The sequence below is a fragment of the Gilliamella sp. LMG 34361 genome (genome assembly GCF_984569075.1).
Window position 1 is genome coordinate 43,030 of the sequence record NZ_OZ474903.1, and the last position, 18,049, is coordinate 61,078.

Below are 18,049 nucleotides of genomic sequence, written 5' to 3' on the forward strand. Positions count from 1 at the left end.
TATGTTAGGGATAATATTAACCGGCCACGGTAGCTTTGCTACCGGGCTTTACGAAGCCGCCACCCAAATTATTGGTAAACAACCACAATTTACGGCTATAAATTTTCCTGATGGTATGAGTAGCGAACAATTAGAGGAACAATTGCACCAAGCATTTCAGGAAACTAATTGTGGTGACGGCGTTTTATTTTTAACTGATATTGTCGGTGGTTCACCATTTCGATTAGCGGCGGTTCTAAGTTATCAACACAAAAATATTGAAGTAATTAGCGGTGTTAATATGCCGCTGTTACTTGAAATTTTGTTACTACGTGAAAATTTAGATATCACAACCATTCGTCAAGAAACTATTGAAAATGGTAGACAAACAATAACTAGCTTATGGCATGAACATCAAAAACAGTCAACTATTGATAAGGAATGTTCTGATGGAATTTAAACAAATTTGTGCTCAAAAGGTTTTAACACCTGTTGGTTGGATTGATAATGCAATTATCAGTATTAATAATGGAAAAATTATTGATATTCAGCCTAATGATAAACCTTGTATGAACCAAATAAAACTGTTACCAGCGCTCATAGATACTCATATTCATGGTGTTATGGACGCTGACACTATGGATGCTACTCATGAATCATTAAATACCATAAGCTGTTTTTTAGCAAAACACGGAGTGGGTGCTTTTTTAGCAACAACAGTAACTGAAAGTTATGAAAAGATTGAAGCAGCATTAATACAAGTCAAAAACAGTATAAAAAAAGGCGTTTCAGGCGCAACAATATTAGGTTCGTATTTAGAAGGACCTTTTTTTAGTGATATACATAAGGGCGCTCATCCTGAAGAGTTTCTATGCGCACCTGATCGTGCAATAATTGAAAAATGGTTATCATTGGCTGAAGGGACATTAAAATGCATTGCTTTAGCACCAGAATACCCAAATACCCTCGCTATTATCAAATGGCTAAATGAACAAAATATCCGTGTTATGTTAGGTCATACTAATGCCGACTATCAAACAATTAAAGATGCAATATTAGCTGGTGCCAGCGGCGTGGTACATTGCTATAACGGTATGTCCGGATTACATCATAGACAACCAGGCGTTGTTGGTGCAGCATTTAGTATCGACAACTGTCAAACCGAAATTATCGCCGATGGACATCATGTTCATCCAGCTGCGATTAACATCGCCCATAAATGTTGTGGAAAAAATCTGTTACTAATTACTGATGCGATGCAAGCAACGGGGATGCCAAATGGCGATTATTATCTAGGTAAATTACAAGTACATATGCAAGATGGTGTTGTTCGGACTAACAATGGTGGTTTAGCTGGTAGCACGTTGACCCTTGAGCGTGCGGTAACTAATTTTGCTGATTATACTAATATACCTTTCGAACAGGCTTGGTTACATGGTAGTTATTATCCAGCTAAAGCATTAGGGATTGATGATACTTTAGGTAGTATTGCGCCAAACAAATTAGCCAATTTAGTATTATTAAATGATGATAATCAGATTGTTGCAACCATTATAAATGGTCATGTTGTTTATAAATCATCCGCTGATCTTAGCAAGGTTTTAGTTTAACAATCTGTTTTCTTTTGTTTTATGCTATTAAAGTTGATGAGTATATAGAATAAAAACAGACTATTTAATTAAAGGAATTACTACTCACCTGCCACTCATAACAGAAATCGAAAGGTGATCTTATCTCGTCAAACAATATTTAAAAGGATGTTTATTTATGAAAAAACTAAAAATAATATTAGGTTTATCTTTGGTTTTCTCTTTTTCGGCACCAGCAATAGAAACATTAGATAATTATACCTTAGAACAAGTTGTCGTATTTAGCCGACATGGTTTAAGAGCCCCACTTTCCAGTCCAACAAGCACTCTTGGTAAAATTACCCCCAATCAATGGCCACAATGGGATACTCCTGCCAGTTATTTGACGACACGTGGCGGGGTATTAGAAAGCTATTTTGGTCATTACTTTAGTGAATGGTTGGTTGATAATAAACTTTTAACCGAAAATACCTGCCCGAGTGAAAATGAGGTGTATATGTACACCAACAGTTTACAACGTACTATCGCAACCGGCCAGTACTTTACAGTTGGCGCTTTTCCTGGTTGTATTGTACCAATTATTCATAAGGAAAAATTAGGTACTATGGATCCAGTGTTTTTTCCTGTGATTAGTGATGATAACCTGGAGTTTAAACAAGCGGCAATCACTTCAATCAACCAAACAGCTAACGCAAAAGGTATTGAAGGGTTAAATCAGAAACTTAATAACACCTATCGAGATCTGTCTAATATTATAAATTATACCCAATCAACTAATTGTTTGACCGATAAACAGTGTGATTTTAGCGAATTACCAACCAAACTTATTATTGAAAAAGGCAAAGAGCCCGGCATAACTGGTCCTCTTCGAACTGGAACATCAATCGCTGATGCCTTTATTTTACAATATTATGAAGGCGCTCCATTGCAAGATATTGCTTGGGGAAAAATAAAAAATAATAAACAATTTGAACAATTAGTTGCTATAAAAGAATATTACAATACCGTTTTATTTGGTTCACCCGTTATTGCAAAACAGGTTGCCGCCAATTTAATTAACTATATTAATCAAACTTTCTCAGAAAAAAATCATACCAAATTTACATTTTTAGTCGGTCATGATTCTAATGTGGCATCTTTATTTGCAGCATTAAAAATTAAATCTTATACACTCCCCGATCAATTTGAAACCACACCAATTGGTGGCAAAATAGTATTCCAAAAATGGCGTAATAATCAAAGTGGCGAAGCATTGATGAAAATTGAATATTTTTATCAATCAACTGAACAAATCCGCAATTTGAGCCAATTAAATCGTAGCAATCCACCCCATAAAGTAACATTAGCAATGGAAAATTGTCCAATTAACACTTTAGGTTTTTGTTCATTTTCAACCTTTAAACAAATCATCGGTAATATAAATTAATAATGGATAACACCGTTGATAATATGTTCAAATTAAGCAAATATTGAACATATTATCAACAATTACTCAATAAGATATTTGCTGATTCAGATGTGATTAAATAAAGTAATAAATTTACTAATCATACTTCATACCTTATTTTTCAAAATTTCAAAATTGTTCTGGTTTAATTTATTGATAACTAACTCGTCAAAAGAATTGATATTTAACATAGGATTATCATCAAGTGAGTTAGGAGTCTTAACAGTAATAATTTGACAATTCGCATTAAATGCTGATTCAATGCCCGCTTTAGAATCTTCAAAAACAATACACTCATCAGCAGGCAACCCGAGTAAATCTGCACCTTGTAGATAGCCATCAGGCGCAGGCTTTGTTTTAAAAACCATTTCACCGGTAATAAAAACTTTCGGTTTAGCTACATTGAGAATAGCAAAGCGAGAATCCGCTACTTTTTTGGTACCAGAGGTTACAATTCCCCAAGGAATATTAAGTGAAGATAACTGTTGTAAGAAATGACTTGCACCAGATATTTCATCAATATCTTTGATATCTTGAGCCTCTAATTGTTCCAGCCAATGATACTCTTGTGCGATAAAACTTTCTGGCTTATTAGGTAAGAATAGTTTTATATTATCGATAGCTTTACGGCCATGAATGGTTTTTAATACATAGGAATGATTAAGTTGGTGGCGCTCGGCAAAGCCTAACCAGCAGCGTTCAACTGCTGGTAATGAGTTAACTAATGTACCATCTAAATCAAATAAAATACCCTTTGCTTGCATATTATAATTTACCTGCACTGCCACAAATGCGAATTTTTTCTTCAACTATTTTCTTCATCGCTGCTTTAGCCGGTTGCATATAGTGTCTTGGATCATTAGCATCTGGATGTTCTTTAAAGTCTTGTTTTAAAGCATCAGAGAACGCAATTTTTAATTCTGTTGCGACATTTACTTTACAAATTCCTAATGAGATAGATTTTTTGACCATTTCCTCTGGAATGCCGGAAGCACCATGTAAAACTAAAGGAATATCAACTTTATCTCGAATTTTTGCTAATCGTTGAAAATCAAGTTTAGGTTCTCCTTTATATAATCCATGAGCAGAGCCAATCGCTACCGCTAATGAATCAATACCGGTTCTTTCAACATACTCTTTAGCAGCATCAGGATCGGTGAAAGCGCTTTGTTTATCATCGACAATCAAATCATCTTCTTGTCCACCTAGACGACCAAGTTCGGCTTCAACACTTGCATTATATTTATGGCTAAAAGCGACCATTTTCTTTACTATATTAATATTCTCTTCAAATGGATAATGAGAAGCATCAATCATAATTGAACGAATACCTGCTTCGATTTTAGATTCAATATCACTCAAATTTTCATGATGATCTAAATGCAAAGCAAATGGGAAATGATGAATCTCAGCGGCTTTTTTACAGATACTAATTAAATATGGTGTACCAGCATAATTATAGGTAGCTGGTGTTGCAGCAAGTATAACCGGTGATCCTAATTCTTTAGCAGTATCAACCACAACTTGAATTGTTTCAAGATTATGAATATTAAACGCAGGAACAGCATACTGCTCACGTTGAGCTTTTTTCAACATTTCTTGGCTGGAAATAAGATACATAATTTACTCCTAATTAAAATTTTAAATAATTTTTTTAACTTCAACTTGTTGATAATATTTATGGTAGTTATTCATATTAACAAACCCAGTTTGAGCTTCCATGGCATTTAGCATTCCCATAGTCATGGCACGTTTTAACATAACGTCTATTGATTCATTTTCATGTAGGCTGACCGCAAGCCCTGCTAAAGTGATATCACCAGAACCTACTGGATTAACAACATTGATTTTCGGGATGGAAACTTGGTAATAGTGATTAAAACAACGAGCAAAAGCACCATTTTTACCTAATGAAATAACAATCAAAGGGATATCAACAAGAGTATCGTGTTCAAGTGCTTTTATTAATGAATGACTATCATTAACATCTATATCCATCTGAATAATCTGTTTTAATTCTTCTTGATTGGGTTTTATTAAATAAGGTTTATATTGAGATTTCAGTGTGGCTAGCAACATTTGTCCTGAAGAATCAAGCAAAACAGGTATTTGATATTTATTTGCTAGCTCAATTAGATTGACGTAGAAATTGACGGGAAAACCCTGAGGCAATGATCCTGAAATTGTAATAATTTTTACATGATTGAGTAACTTTCTATAATTTTGTAAGAATTGCTCAACATCATCATTATCTAACCTAGGACCTGCTTCTAGAATCTCGGTTTGATTACCTTCGTGTAAAATTGCAATGCAATTTCTTGATTCTTTTTGTGTTACATAAAAGTTATAAGCTATTTTGTCTTCATCTAACTGCTCTTGAATAAATTTACCGGTAGTTCCACCAATAATCCCTGTCGCCAAAACAGGAATATTTGAAAAATTTATTCCTCGCGTAACATTAAGACCTTTTCCACCAGCTGTTTTACTTACATTTGATACTCGATTAATATCATTAATAACTAATTTATCTAAAGAGTATGAAATATCGACAGATGGATTCATCGTAATTGTTAATATCATTTTCTCACCTACCCATTTACATCGTTGTGAGAAATAACAATCTTAAATGATCTTGACTTTCAAATATGGTCAATATCGTGTTGAATTACGATTTATTATTTCACCCAATATTTGTGATCAATATTAAAAAAGATATAAAAATCGACAATGAAACGATTAAACTGCTATCAAATTAATGCCTTGCTTTTCGAATTCTTGTTTGTATTTACTATCTACACTAGTATCTGTGATGATGACATCAAGTTTGTTCAGTGGTAATACAATATTGATACCATTACGCCCAAATTTAGATGAATCCAAAACAGCAACGACTTTCTTTGCAACATTCGCCATTACACTGCTAATTGTATAACCTTCATTAAATGTTGTTATTCCTCTTTGTGCATCAATACCATCTGCACCGACAAATAAAATATCAGCTGATATACCATCTAAAGATTGTTCGGCAATTTTTCCATGAAAAGAGCGGGTTTTATGTCTAAGTGTACCACCACAAATTAATAACATAATGTCACTATTATCAGATAATATAAAAGCAGAGGTAAGGCTATTGGTAATGACTGTAATGTGTTTAAGTTTTACCAATTCTTCTGCTATCAACATAGTTGTACTACCACTATCTAAGATAATAATATCACCTTCTTTCACTTGTTTAACTGCCTCTAAAGCAATACGTTTTTTGGCCTCAATAAATCGCTGATAACGTTCTTCTAATTGCAGTTCTTTAAATGATTTAATATCATCGTTATCTATAATTTTGGTTGCACCGCCATGAAATCGAGTAAGCACTCCTTGTTTTTCCAGTAATCGAAGATCTGTCCTTATGGTCACTTCAGAAACATCATATTTCTTGGATAAATCACACACCAACACGGTACTGTTCATATTAAGAAGTTCTATTATTTCTTGGCGTCTTTCACTTGCATTCATAATATTTCCTTTTTCGAAATTATTTCAGCAGTGTATAACAAACAAAATCAAAAGATAAGTTTTCATTTTCAACGATTAAATTAAATCAAAAACTACATACAATTTAGTAATATCTTCCCATTCATAGGATGACCATTTAATTCGGTAACTTGTTTAATAAACGCATCAAAGTCACCAATGCTTGTTATAAGTGGTTCAAGTTTTATTTTTCCTTCAAGGAAAAATTGGCTCACAAGTTGCCATTCCTTACCCGGCCAAGGTGCAGAATAATTCATCCAGCTCCCCAAAATGTGCAATTCTTTTCTTAAAATTAATCCGAAGGTTTTTTCAGAAAGTGTAACGTCATTATGTAAAGTACCAACTAAACCAATTTTTGCTCTAGGGCCTGCTATCTCAATGGCTAACTTAACGGTAGCAGGTGAACCAGCAGTTTCTAGAACAACTTGCTCAAATCGATTTATTGATAGCCCCTGATATATTTCTTCTGCACTAAGATTTTTAGAATTGTAAACTTGATCGGCACCTAATGATTTAGCAAGATCTAAACGAGCATCATTGATATCAACAACGGCTATTGATTTAGCTCCCATGGCTTTGGCACATTGCATAGCAAGTAACCCAATTGTTCCGCCGCCGACTATAATGACATTTTTATCTCTGCAACCATCCGCTAATAAAATAGCGTGCATTCCAACAGTCATTGGTTCAAAGAAAGCCCCTTCAAGAGGGGTTACACCTTTTGGTAATTTGAAGGCATTGTTTTTATTTAATACAATATATTGAGCAAAACCACCACTGATTCTTGAGCCTACAAACGTGTAATTTTTACAAAGTGAATAATAATGTTTTTGGCACTCATCACATTCAAAACAAGGTAATAAAGGTACACAAGAGATTAAATCACCAATAGCAAATTCTGTAACATCACTACCAATTTCCGTTACTGTACCACTAAACTCATGACCGAGAGTTATCGGATAATAGTGAGCGCCTTGATGAAATATTCTTGGAATATCTGAACCACATAGTCCAGAATAAGCCACTTTTACTAAAATTTGATTTGAAGATGTTATTTTGGGTTTTTCCATTTCTATAACAGATAAATTACCCCCATCATTAACGATAACTACTTTCATTTTTTTTCCTTATAGCTAATAAATGATGTTTGTTTATGGCTTTCACTGGTTTTCCAGTGAAAGCTTGCAAATGACATATTTATTGATTGTGGTTAAATTGTTTCAAGTTATTTAGTCCATTTATTCTTTAACTGATGATTGATATTTACGCGCCCTTTTCCATGTCAAAAATAAACACAATAGATAAAATAATCCAATAGAGGCAAAGCCTATAGGTTGTTTTAAATTAACAAGTTGAACCATAATATAAGTAATCGGTGATCCACCTTGATCCATTGCACCAACCAAAATATTATTACCATCAGTAATAGTACCGGCATTAACTGCCAATTGTGTGGTTAATGGGATCATTTGTGTCGCAATCCATAATGTAATGGCAATAATGATTGCACCCGAAATAATAATTCTAAATAAATTCCCTTGATGAATAGCCACCCCCATAGCAACAAAAAAGCCAATGGTTGCTAAGTCACCGAATGGTAAAACCTCATTACCAGGTAGGATAATGGCAATAAAAATACTTAGAGGAATAAAGATTAAACTTGCTGAAACAACTGTTGAATGACCTAATAATAAGGCAGGATCTAAACCAATAAGAAAATCTTGTCCGCCAAATTTAGATTGTAAATGTTTTCGAGCTTGTTTAGATATTGGTGTCAAACCATCCATAATTGGTTTAATTACTCGTGGCATAAGTAACATCACTGCTGCGGTTTGAATAGCAAGTTGTAATGTCTCTTTCACGCCATATCCTGCCAATAAACCTAATAAGATCCCCATAAATAAACCAACAGTTACCGGTTCACCAAAAGCACCAAACTTCTTTTGCATATCAACAGCATTAAAATTAATTTTGTTAACGCCGGGGATTTTTTCAATAACAGCATCTACAAATACCGCTATAGGTCCACAATAAGCTGAGGTACCATGAGGAACAGCAATACCATCAAGTTCAAAAAACTCTTTGGTATCTTTAGCAAACCAGTCACCCAGTTTATAAGCGATAACAGCATGTACTATGACTCCAGCTATACCTAAATAGTAAGAATCTGTAGCAATATAAACAAGTGCACCGGTAAAAGTCATATGCCAGATATTCCAAATATCCACATTGACAACTCTCGTTAATCGCAAAACTAACATTAGAATATTAACGGCAATAGCAATTGGTATCGCAACTAAGGCAATTTGTGAAGCCCATGTCATTGGCGCTGCGCCCGGCCAACCAACATCCACGACTTTCAAACTGATATCAAATCTTTCAGCCATTGCTTGAGCGGCTGGCCCCACCGAACTAGTTAGCAATCCCACAACTAAGCCAATACCCACAAATCCAATTCCAATATGAATACCTGCTTTTAGTGCATCACCAATTTTCATTCTTAATATTAATGAAAATAGAATAATAACAATAGGCAACATTACTGATGGACCAAGATCCAAAATGTACTGCATAATTTCAGTAAACATATTCTTATCCTTTTAAAATCAATAATATTTTATCTTTCAGCTGATCAATCCCAACGCCTGAAACAAAAGGCATACCATGAACAATAGGGATATTTCCAAAGGTTTGATCCATTCTCGCAGTAGTACAGATCAAATCAACATCATCAATAAATGTATTAATTTCATTAATACGGCATTGAACAAGATCGAGATCTATATTGTTTTCTTTGCACAACTCTTTTATTTCTTCTGCTGCCAACGTTGATGTTGCAACAGCACCTCCACATGCCACAATAATCTTTTTTTTCATAATGCCTCCTAGTCAATTTATTGTTTAATAATCACTTTTTTAAAATACTCAGAAACTTCATTCGCTTCAGCACTCATTAAAAAGTGATAAAACTCTTTATTTTGTAAATTTGAAAAAAGTGCTTTTAATAGATTCAGTTGATCTTCTGGAGAAGTAACAACCAGTGAAATAATTAATGAAACTTCAACCGTACTATCCTCATCAGCACGATTGAAAACAACAGGAGATTGAGTACGAATAATATAAATAGCAGGGCTAATAGCATGTTCAGCTTCACAATGAGGGATAGCGACAGCATAACCATCAAGTGCAATACCGGTAGGAAATAAAGCTTCTCTCTCTATTAACGCTTTTAAATGACTTCTTTTAACAATATGCTTTTGTTGTAATTGTTCACTAATATATGTTAAGGCATCAAGCTCATCTTTAAGCTTGATATTGTCTTCTATCAAAAATTGACATTCATTCATGTTTGATCTCCATTATCAAATTTTACTTTCGTTTATATTTCGAAATCAAAAGTTATAACGAAAGATTATTAGCTTTCGAAATTAAAAGCAAATAACAAATATCATTTTTGTGATCGAAATCTATTTTTTAAAAAAGTTCAAAAACCTAAAGTTAAATCGATTAGATATGGCGCATTATTATGTGAGATTAAGATGAATTTATTTTTATATTGATGAATCATTGATAATAACGAAAATTCATTTTATGAAAAATAATGATAAATTATTAAGTTAATTAATTACGTATTTATTTTAACTAAAACTATTCAAAAAAGATGTCTACTCTAATTATTAGCAAAAATATGATCTAAATCACAAAAATTACTTTTTTATATTGCAATAAAGGTTTATAGTGACAAAATGTTACCCGTAACAGATGATTTTGGAGAAATTGTGTAATGACAAAACAAAGGAAGCATGTTTTCGTATTCATGGGTGTATCAGGTAGTGGTAAATCGGTTGTTGCCAAACAGATAGCCGATAACCTAAATGCCGCATTTTTAGATGGTGATTTTTTACACCCAAAGACCAATATATTAAAAATGCGTAGCGGTTCCCCCCTAAATGATGATGACAGAATGCCTTGGTTAAACTTAATTAGTAACGCTGCATTTGCAATGAGTAATGTGAGTGGCATTTCGGTCATTATTTGTTCAGCATTGAAGCGACAATATCGAGATATTATTCGTGGTGAAAATGAAAATGTGCACTTTATTTATTTAAAAGGAAGTTTCGATGTAATCTCACAGCGTTTAGCTAAACGTCAAGGACATTACCAAAAAACTGGCATGTTACAGTCACAATTTGACACACTGGAAGAGCCAACAGCTGATGAAAAAGATATCTATGCAATCAATATTGAACAGTCGCTAAATGAGGTCATTCAAGATGCTACACGGGTGATTAATTCAATACGCCATTGCGAATAAATTGATAAAAGCTCAAAAATTATAATAAATAAAATCCAAGAGGTTAATGTGAATCCAACTATTTTAGCTGTAACTCAGCGCATTATTAATCGGTCTAAAGCAACACGTGAAGCTTATTTGCAAAGAATAGAACACGCTATGTTAAAAAAAGTGACACGCGCAAGCTTACCTTGCAGTAACTTAGCTCATGGGTTTGCCGCTTGTTGCCTTGATGAGAAAAATGATCTTAAAAATATATTAAAAAGTAATATTGGCATTATCAGTTCTTATAACGATATGTTATCAGCGCATAAACCTTATGAATTTTATCCAGAACAAATCCGCAAGGTCTTACATGAAATAGGTGCTGTTGGACAAATGGCTGGCGGTGTACCCGCTATGTGTGATGGGGTAACTCAAGGCGAACCGGGTATGGAAATTTCGCTAATGAGCCGAGATGTGATTGCCATGTCAGTTGCCGTTGGGCTATCACATAATATGTTTGATGGTGCACTTTATTTGGGTGTCTGCGATAAAATCTTACCAGGGTTATTTATTGGTGCTTTATCATTTGGGCATTTACCCGCCATCTTTGTTCCTTCTGGACCGATGCCTTCAGGGTTACCAAATAAAGAAAAAGTTCGCATTCGTCAACTTTATTCGGAAGGAAAAGCCTCACGCGAAGATCTATTAGAATCTGAATCAGCCTCATACCATACCAGCGGAACTTGTACTTTCTATGGTACCGCAAATAGCAATCAAATGGTCATTGAGTTAATGGGATTGCATTTACCTGGAGCGGCCTTTGTTCATCCTGAAACCACATTACGTTATGAACTCACCAATGCTGCAGCAAAACAGATCACTCGTTTAACCAACCAATCGGGTAACTATATGCCAGTTGGTAAAATGGTTGATGAAAAAGTGATTGTTAATGGCTTAGTCGCGCTTTTAGCAACAGGCGGTTCAACCAACCTAACTATGCACATTGTCGCGATGGCTAAAGCGGCGGGTATTATTATTAATTGGGATGATATTTCAGACCTATCCACTGTTGTGCCGTTATTAAGTCGAATTTACCCAAATGGGCCTGCTGATATCAACTACTTCCAAGCAGCTGGCGGCACTTCTTTATTGGTTAGAGAATTATTATTTGCTGGTTTATTACACGAAGATGTTGAAACGGTAGTTGGTCGAGGACTAAGCCGTTATACTAAAGAACCCATTTTGGAAAACGGTAAACTCATCTTCCGTGAAGGCCCAAGCAAATCCTTAGATGAAAATGTTATTGCTTCAATTAACAAACCTTTCAACTCGCATGGTGGATTAAAGGTGATGTCGGGTAATTTAGGACGAGCCATAATGAAAACATCTGCGGTTACTGCTGAGCACCAAATAATTGAAGCACCAGCCGTGGTATTTAATAGTCAGTATGATTTAGATGCAGAATATAAAGCCGGCAATCTTAACAAAGATTGTGTTGTAGTGGTGCGTTATCAAGGGCCAAAAGCTATCGGGATGCCAGAATTACATAAATTAATAACACCTTTAGGCGTTTTGCAAGATCGTGGTTATAAAATTGCTTTATTAACCGATGGACGACTTTCTGGCGCATCAGGCAAAGTTCCAGCAGCTATTCATGTTACACCGGAAGCCTATGCTGGTGGATTATTAAGCAAAGTTCAACAAGGCGATATGATTCGCGTCAACGGTCAAACGGGTGAAATAACATTACTGGTTGATGAGGTTGAGCTGGCAGCACGAAAAGCCGCAACAATTGATTTAAACGATTCTCATCAAGGCTTTGGTCGAGAACTCTATACCGTTATTAGAGAAAATCTCACTTCAGCAGAAGAAGGGGCTGTTAGTTTTTAACCCAACTTATCTGCCGCAAAATGCGGCAGATATCGTTAAAGTCACATCCAAAACCCCTTTCCTCAACTTTTTTAGATAAACAAAGGTGCTTCGCTTACTTTTTCACAAAATTATCCACCAACAAATTAACCACATCTTTCATTTTTCCGCTCAATGATGCTCTTACACTATAAAGCGCCATCCCCATTACTTGCGAGGTATGAATTTCAGGTGGCATAACCAATTCATATTCGCTCGTTTTAACATCTAATAACGCAGGTCCAGAGTGGGCTAAGAATGATTGCACTGCTGCTTCAAGTAAATCAGAACTATCAACACGAATAGCAAATAATCCCATCGCACTAGCTACTTTAGCAAAATCAGGATTTTTTAAATCAGTATAGTGATCAACCAACCCTTCTGATTTTTGTTCTAATTCAACAAAGTTAAGTGAACTATTATTAAGTACGATAACTTTGATGGGTAAATTCTCTTGGACTGTGGTCAATAAATCACCTAACAACATACTAATACCACCATCCCCTGATAAGGTAATTACTTGACGATGAGGAAAGGCTTTTTGTACACCTAATGCTTGTGGCATTGCATTGGCCATAGTGCCGTGTTTTAAACTAATGACGGTACGTCTTTTACCATTAGTTGAAAAGTGCCGACACGCCCAAACCATGGCGGAGCCAACATCAGCACAAAGCACGGCATCATCATTTGCATGTTTATCAATTAATTCGGTTAAATATTGTGGATGAATAACGGCTTTTGATGGTATCGCTTTTTTATTTAATTTATCGATTGCTTTAGTATGTAATCCACGGCATTTGTCTAAAAATTCGCTATCTGTTTTTTCATCAACCAGTGGTAATAAAGCCGCTAAGGTTGGTTTACTAGCACCGACTACACCAATATCTACACTGTGACGGTGACCAAGATGAGTTGCATCAATATCTACCTGAATAATTGTTGCGTTATCAGGATAAAATTGTGACCAGGCAAAATCAACGCCGAACATCAAAAGTACATCACACTCTTTAATGGCCGTTGCTCCAGATGCCATGCCAAACATACCGGTCATACCAACATTATAAGGATTGTCATATTCAACAAAATCCTTAGCTCTTGAAGTATGAACTACCGGTGATTTTAATTTCTGGGCTAAGGCAACTAATTCATCATGAGCTTCTGATACGCCATGACCAGCAAATATAGTCACTTTACTGTTTTTATTTAAAATTTCAGAAATTTGTACCAGCTCTTCATCAGATGGACGGATGATTGGTTTAGGGTGATAAATTTTGTGTCTGTTATTATCCTCAACTTTAGCTAAACTAATATTGTAAGGAATGACTAAAACCGCAACACCTCGCTCATTTATCGCCGCTTGAACCGCCGCTGTGGTGATTCGTCTTGCTTGTGTGGGATCGGTAATTTGCTGACAAAAGACAGAACAGTTTTTATAGATAGCTTCAAAGTCAACTTCTTGCGGAAAATCAGTTCTTTGCTGGGAAGTAACTAACTGACTAGCCAATAAAATCAGTGGTACTTTATTACGTTGGGCTTCATAAATACCATTGATAAAATGTAAGCTACCGGGTCCACAAGAACCAGCACAAGCAGTTATTTGATCGGTAAGATAGGCTTCAGCGCCTGCAGCAAATGCACCAACCTCTTCATGACGGACATGCACCCACTCAATATCACTTTTTTTAATAGCAGAGGTGATTTGATTTAAAGTATCACCAACAATACCATAACAATGTTTAACACCGGCTTGAGATAAAACATCAACAACAATTTGTGCAACTGACTTTTTTGATGACATACTGTCTCCTCAAAATGGTTTTCAGATTAAACAGCTTAAGTTGACTAAATTACACCTTAGTATTGTGAATGCGAATAGTATAAAAATAAAACAGCAGAAAATGTTAAAAATGTCATATTAACCAGAGGTAGCTAGCAATAATCTTTATTTCAAAATATTCCCTATTACAATAAACCAAGGTATTATGTCGAAAATCCAATCAACTTCATGAGCTACCTTTTGTGGAACATTCGTCATCTGGGCATAGTTTTTTATCATTAATGTCTACTTATTTACCTAATTATATCATCGAATATTATCCACTCATTACTGTCTGTTTTTTGCTTTTTATAGCTATTATATTGTTTTCATTCAGTAAATTAAGAATGGATATTATTGCGCTACTGACGATAGCCGCAATCACCGTCACTGGTGTATTAACGCCTGCTGAAGCGCTTTCGGGATTTAGTGACCCCAATATTATTCTCATTGCCTTATTATTCGTGATAGGAGAGAGCTTAGTCAGAACAGGCATCTCTTATAAAATGAGTGAATATATCTTAAAAGCAGCCGGTAAAAATGATATACGGATAATTACATTCATTATGTTAGGGGTGGCTTTATTGGGCTCCATCATGAGCTCAACAGGGGTTGTTGCAATTTTTATTCCTGTCGCTATCAGTATTGCTAACCATACAGGTATTCATGTTAAAAAACTCATGATGCCACTGTGCATTGCTGCCCTAATTAGTGGTATGATGACCCTTGTCGCCACAGCACCAAACCTAGTAGTAAATAGTGAACTTAGCCGAGCAGCATTAACTGAATTTGGTTTCTTTTCAATTACCCCAATTGGCCTAGGAGTATTAATTGTAGGGGTGGGTTATTGCTTATTAACCCGTAATTGGTTACTAACCGCTGACCAAGTTACCGCCAACAATAGTCAACCGCAACGACGTAAAATTACCGATTTAATTAGAGATTATAAATTAATTGGCCGAGCGCATCGAGCCCAAATTCTTGCCGGCTCACCTTTTGTTGGGCGAACCATTGATGGGTTACATTTACGCAGTGAACATGGTGTAAATGTCATTGGTATCGAACGTTGGCGAAAATTTCAAAAAGTACTTATCCCAGTTAATGGTAATACCGAATTTCGGGAAAACGATATTCTTTTGTTGGACATGTCGCATTCTGAAGCTGACTATCGTACCTTCCTAACCACCAACAACCTTGAACCAAAGGTATTACGTGGTGAATATTTTTCAGAACAAGTCAAAGAAGTTGGCATGGCCGAAGTTGCATTACTACCAGAATCATCATTATGTGGAAAAACACTCAATGAAATTGATTTTAGGGAAAAATATTTTCTGACGGTTATTGGAATCTGGCGCAATCATGCCCCCGTTGAAACCAATAATTTATTCCAAGAACGGTTAGAAATGAGTGACACACTTTTGGTGTGTGGAGATTGGGGATCAATACAAAAACTACAAACCCGTACTAGTGATTTTGTAGTGTTAGATTATCCATCAGACATTGATGATGTTGCACCAGCAAGCTCCCAAGCTTTTATCGCACTATTCAATCTAGCGGTAATGATTATTTTAATGGTTACTGGTCTTGTCCCAAATGTCGTTGCTGCACTTATTGCTTGTTTATTAATGGGCGCGACCCGCTGCATCGATATGGCTAATGCCTATAAATCGATTCATTGGCCAACGTTAATTCTCATTATCGGAATGATGCCTTTTGCAGTTGCGCTAAATAAAACGGGAGGGATTTCGCTCATATCACAATGGCTTGAAATCCATTTACGTCCATTTGGACCTTATATGGTTTTAACTTTCATCTTTTTATTATGTTCAACGGTAGGATTATTTATTTCCAATACCGCAACAGCAATTTTAATTGCACCCATTGCGATTGATTTAGCGATAAAATTTGGTTATTCACCCTATCCGTTTGCAATGACTGTTGCGATTGCAACATCGGCTTCGTTTATTACACCGGTTTCATCACCTGTTAAAACAATGGTCGTTGCACCGGGAGGGTATAGCTTTAGTGATTTTGTCAAAGTGGGAGTACCATTAACCTTTTTGGTTATGATGGTAGATATAGCGTTAGTGCCACTATTTTTCCCATTTTGAATAAAATAAACAGAATTTTTATAATTAACTGATTATATTAAGTAACTCAGATTCAGGAATTAGAAAATGAGTGACACTTAACAATTTTTCATGTTTATAGGCATAATGACATGTCTAATTGGCGCTTTTAGTTTATTTATATATTAACTCTGTTACATACATTATTGGTAAAAACTCAATAAATAATGGTAAAACGCCCGATGAAAGATTAATCAAGTTATATAATGATACGAAAAATACTATAGATAATAAATCCAAAATTATCATAACAGCTGTTGTTATGGGCATATTTTGTGGCGGAATTATTGGTGGATTTTTTAACTATTATTTTATCAAAAAAATTTTTACCAACTCTTACGAGATTTACAAAAACGCTATGATTCAACGTAACTTACCTATATAACCAGCCAAATCCTTTATACCAAACAAAATTGATATCCATTATCGGTACAGATTTTGTAGTATAGGATTATTCATCAAATATTAACGATATTGCTCAAGCTTATATATTAATGGAACCAACTCATTGTATCGTATCGACATACCCCTAGTGCCTATAAATCGCTCCATTGACCAATTCTAATTATAGGTATTGATACCTTTCGAAGTTATTTTGAATAAAATCAGTAGAATTTCACTATTTCTAAAAGGTCTAACATCCATTTATACCAGTTTGGGCTTTATAAAACGCTAGACTTTATCTTTTTATTTGGTTCAACGTTAGTATTATTTATTTCAAGTATTACAACATCGGCTTCATTTATTACTTATTTTTTATCGTCAGTAAAAAGAATGATTATTGCGCTAGGTGGATATAACTTTAGTAGTCTAGTTTATCATCAACCTTTTTTATTATCATGTTGGTATGATGGCAATACTATTCCATTTTAAATATATAATATTTTTCATAGTTGAAAATAATGTTATAATCATTTCGCTTCAAAAACTAAAAATATCAATGGGGATATAAGATAAAGGATACACAAGAAATGTCTATGTTATTACAACTTATAACTGCAATTTTATTTGTAATATTTATTTACTTTTTAATGTCTCTATATGTGGGTTTATTAGGTAAATGGTCATATAAGCGCGTGTCAAAAAAAATCCAATCTGGAAAGATGAGCGATAAGGCTCTTATTCGTAATTATAATAAATTTAAAAAATCAAAAGATAGTAAGATTATAGCTATTTTGATTTGTGGAATATTTTTTAAATCGTTTATTAAATTACAAAATTGTACCTTTGATGCTTATAAAGAAGGAATGATTCAACGAAATCTACCACTATAGCCTATCAAATACCCTTCATAAAATACAAAAGTGATATCAATTAAGGATACACTTTTGTGTATTAAAGATTCTTAATTTAATTTAAAGTATAATATCCATA

The 18,049-nt window shown here is 34.7% G+C and carries 16 protein-coding genes; 7 read left to right on the top strand and 9 right to left on the bottom strand.

All coding sequences use genetic code 11. The annotated features are described in order from the left end of the window. Position 1: 1 nt before the first annotated feature. The 3 genes from agaF (at position 2) to agp (ending at position 2,994) form a co-directional block, all read left to right on the top strand. Positions 2-439, top strand: coding sequence for a PTS galactosamine/N-acetylgalactosamine transporter subunit IIA (agaF, locus tag AC5LXI_RS00205; protein WP_198201668.1), 438 nt, complete (start codon positions 2-4; stop codon positions 437-439). Continuing rightward, positions 429-1,589 (top strand): N-acetylglucosamine-6-phosphate deacetylase, encoded by a 1,161-nt coding sequence (gene nagA / locus AC5LXI_RS00210; RefSeq protein WP_493443018.1) that lies wholly within the window; start codon positions 429-431, stop codon positions 1,587-1,589. Before agaF ends, nagA begins: the two co-directional genes overlap by 11 nt. A 157-nt stretch (positions 1,590-1,746) precedes the next feature. Beyond that, a complete protein-coding gene (gene agp, locus AC5LXI_RS00215; RefSeq protein WP_493443019.1) occupies positions 1,747-2,994 on the top strand; it encodes a bifunctional glucose-1-phosphatase/inositol phosphatase in 1,248 nt (415 codons plus the stop codon). Positions 2,995-3,122: 128 nt separating this feature from the next. On the opposite strand, the gene AC5LXI_RS00220 is transcribed toward agp, so the two are convergent. The 8 genes from AC5LXI_RS00220 to gatA all read right to left on the bottom strand — a co-directional run bounded on the left by AC5LXI_RS00220 (position 3,123) and on the right by gatA (position 9,890). Continuing rightward, positions 3,123-3,824 (bottom strand): HAD-IA family hydrolase, encoded by a 702-nt coding sequence (locus tag AC5LXI_RS00220; protein WP_493443020.1) that lies wholly within the window; start codon positions 3,822-3,824, stop codon positions 3,123-3,125. Further along, positions 3,781-4,635 (bottom strand): tagatose bisphosphate family class II aldolase, encoded by an 855-nt coding sequence (locus AC5LXI_RS00225; RefSeq protein ID WP_493443021.1) that lies wholly within the window; start codon positions 4,633-4,635, stop codon positions 3,781-3,783. The genes AC5LXI_RS00220 and AC5LXI_RS00225 overlap by 44 nt, the downstream gene beginning before the upstream one ends. 21 nt (positions 4,636-4,656) lie before the next feature. Continuing rightward, on the bottom strand, positions 4,657-5,595 hold the full coding sequence (locus AC5LXI_RS00230; protein WP_493443022.1) for a hexose kinase: 939 nt from the start codon (positions 5,593-5,595) through the stop codon (positions 4,657-4,659). Between the two features lie 156 nt (positions 5,596-5,751). After that, complete coding sequence (locus AC5LXI_RS00235) at positions 5,752-6,525, bottom strand: DeoR/GlpR family DNA-binding transcription regulator (protein ID WP_493443023.1); 774 nt, start codon at positions 6,523-6,525, stop codon at positions 5,752-5,754. A 92-nt stretch (positions 6,526-6,617) separates the two neighbouring features. Beyond that, the gene (locus AC5LXI_RS00240; protein ID WP_493443024.1) at positions 6,618-7,661 is read right to left on the bottom strand and encodes an alcohol dehydrogenase catalytic domain-containing protein; all 1,044 of its coding nucleotides are present in this window, start codon (positions 7,659-7,661) and stop codon (positions 6,618-6,620) included. A gap of 120 nt (positions 7,662-7,781) precedes the next feature. Continuing rightward, entirely contained in the window at positions 7,782-9,131 is a 1,350-nt protein-coding gene (locus AC5LXI_RS00245; RefSeq protein WP_493443025.1) for a PTS galactitol transporter subunit IIC, read from the bottom strand. 4 nt (positions 9,132-9,135) lie between these two features. Then, a complete protein-coding gene (gene gatB / locus AC5LXI_RS00250; protein ID WP_493443026.1) occupies positions 9,136-9,420 on the bottom strand; it encodes a PTS galactitol transporter subunit IIB in 285 nt (94 codons plus the stop codon). Positions 9,421-9,437: 17 nt separating this feature from the next. Next, a complete protein-coding gene (gene gatA, locus AC5LXI_RS00255) occupies positions 9,438-9,890 on the bottom strand; it encodes a PTS galactitol transporter subunit IIA (RefSeq protein WP_493443027.1) in 453 nt (150 codons plus the stop codon). Between the two features lie 437 nt (positions 9,891-10,327). On the opposite strand from gatA, the gene AC5LXI_RS00260 reads away from it, so the two are divergent. Beyond that, entirely contained in the window at positions 10,328-10,858 is a 531-nt protein-coding gene (locus AC5LXI_RS00260; protein WP_493443028.1) for a gluconokinase, GntK/IdnK-type, read from the top strand. A 48-nt stretch (positions 10,859-10,906) separates the two neighbouring features. Further along, complete coding sequence (gene edd / locus AC5LXI_RS00265; protein ID WP_493443029.1) at positions 10,907-12,712, top strand: phosphogluconate dehydratase; 1,806 nt, start codon at positions 10,907-10,909, stop codon at positions 12,710-12,712. Positions 12,713-12,806: 94 nt separating this feature from the next. Here the strand turns inward: edd and AC5LXI_RS00270 are convergent, their stop codons facing one another. Further along, positions 12,807-14,528 carry a thiamine pyrophosphate-dependent enzyme gene (locus AC5LXI_RS00270; protein WP_493443030.1) on the bottom strand — a complete coding sequence of 574 codons (1,722 nt, stop codon included), beginning with the start codon at positions 14,526-14,528 and terminating at the stop codon, positions 12,807-12,809. A gap of 260 nt (positions 14,529-14,788) precedes the next feature. On the opposite strand from AC5LXI_RS00270, the gene AC5LXI_RS00275 reads away from it, so the two are divergent. Together AC5LXI_RS00275 and AC5LXI_RS00280 are read left to right on the top strand one after the other, a co-directional pair. Then, positions 14,789-16,657 carry an SLC13 family permease gene (locus tag AC5LXI_RS00275; RefSeq protein ID WP_493444325.1) on the top strand — a complete coding sequence of 623 codons (1,869 nt, stop codon included), beginning with the start codon at positions 14,789-14,791 and terminating at the stop codon, positions 16,655-16,657. 989 nt (positions 16,658-17,646) lie between these two features. Then, positions 17,647-17,949 carry a hypothetical protein gene (locus AC5LXI_RS00280; protein ID WP_493443031.1) on the top strand — a complete coding sequence of 101 codons (303 nt, stop codon included), beginning with the start codon at positions 17,647-17,649 and terminating at the stop codon, positions 17,947-17,949. Positions 17,950-18,049: the final 100 nt, after the last annotated feature.

Excerpts from the sequence above, each read along its gene's own strand:
- agaF (WP_198201668.1), top strand. The coding sequence starts at position 2 with ATGTTAGGGATAATATTAACCGGCCACGGTAGCTTTGCTACCGGGCTT.
- nagA (WP_493443018.1), top strand. The coding sequence starts at position 429 with ATGGAATTTAAACAAATTTGTGCTCAAAAGGTTTTAACACCTGTTGGT.
- agp (WP_493443019.1), top strand. The coding sequence starts at position 1,747 with ATGAAAAAACTAAAAATAATATTAGGTTTATCTTTGGTTTTCTCTTTT.
- AC5LXI_RS00225 (WP_493443021.1), bottom strand. The coding sequence starts at position 4,635 with ATGTATCTTATTTCCAGCCAAGAAATGTTGAAAAAAGCTCAACGTGAG.
- AC5LXI_RS00230 (WP_493443022.1), bottom strand. The coding sequence starts at position 5,595 with ATGATATTAACAATTACGATGAATCCATCTGTCGATATTTCATACTCT.
- AC5LXI_RS00235 (WP_493443023.1), bottom strand. The coding sequence starts at position 6,525 with ATGAATGCAAGTGAAAGACGCCAAGAAATAATAGAACTTCTTAATATG.
- AC5LXI_RS00240 (WP_493443024.1), bottom strand. The coding sequence starts at position 7,661 with ATGAAAGTAGTTATCGTTAATGATGGGGGTAATTTATCTGTTATAGAA.
- AC5LXI_RS00245 (WP_493443025.1), bottom strand. The coding sequence starts at position 9,131 with ATGTTTACTGAAATTATGCAGTACATTTTGGATCTTGGTCCATCAGTA.
- gatB (WP_493443026.1), bottom strand. The coding sequence starts at position 9,420 with ATGAAAAAAAAGATTATTGTGGCATGTGGAGGTGCTGTTGCAACATCA.
- gatA (WP_493443027.1), bottom strand. The coding sequence starts at position 9,890 with ATGAATGAATGTCAATTTTTGATAGAAGACAATATCAAGCTTAAAGAT.
- AC5LXI_RS00260 (WP_493443028.1), top strand. The coding sequence starts at position 10,328 with ATGACAAAACAAAGGAAGCATGTTTTCGTATTCATGGGTGTATCAGGT.
- AC5LXI_RS00270 (WP_493443030.1), bottom strand. The coding sequence starts at position 14,528 with ATGTCATCAAAAAAGTCAGTTGCACAAATTGTTGTTGATGTTTTATCT.
- AC5LXI_RS00275 (WP_493444325.1), top strand. The coding sequence starts at position 14,789 with ATGTCTACTTATTTACCTAATTATATCATCGAATATTATCCACTCATT.
- AC5LXI_RS00280 (WP_493443031.1), top strand. The coding sequence starts at position 17,647 with ATGTCTATGTTATTACAACTTATAACTGCAATTTTATTTGTAATATTT.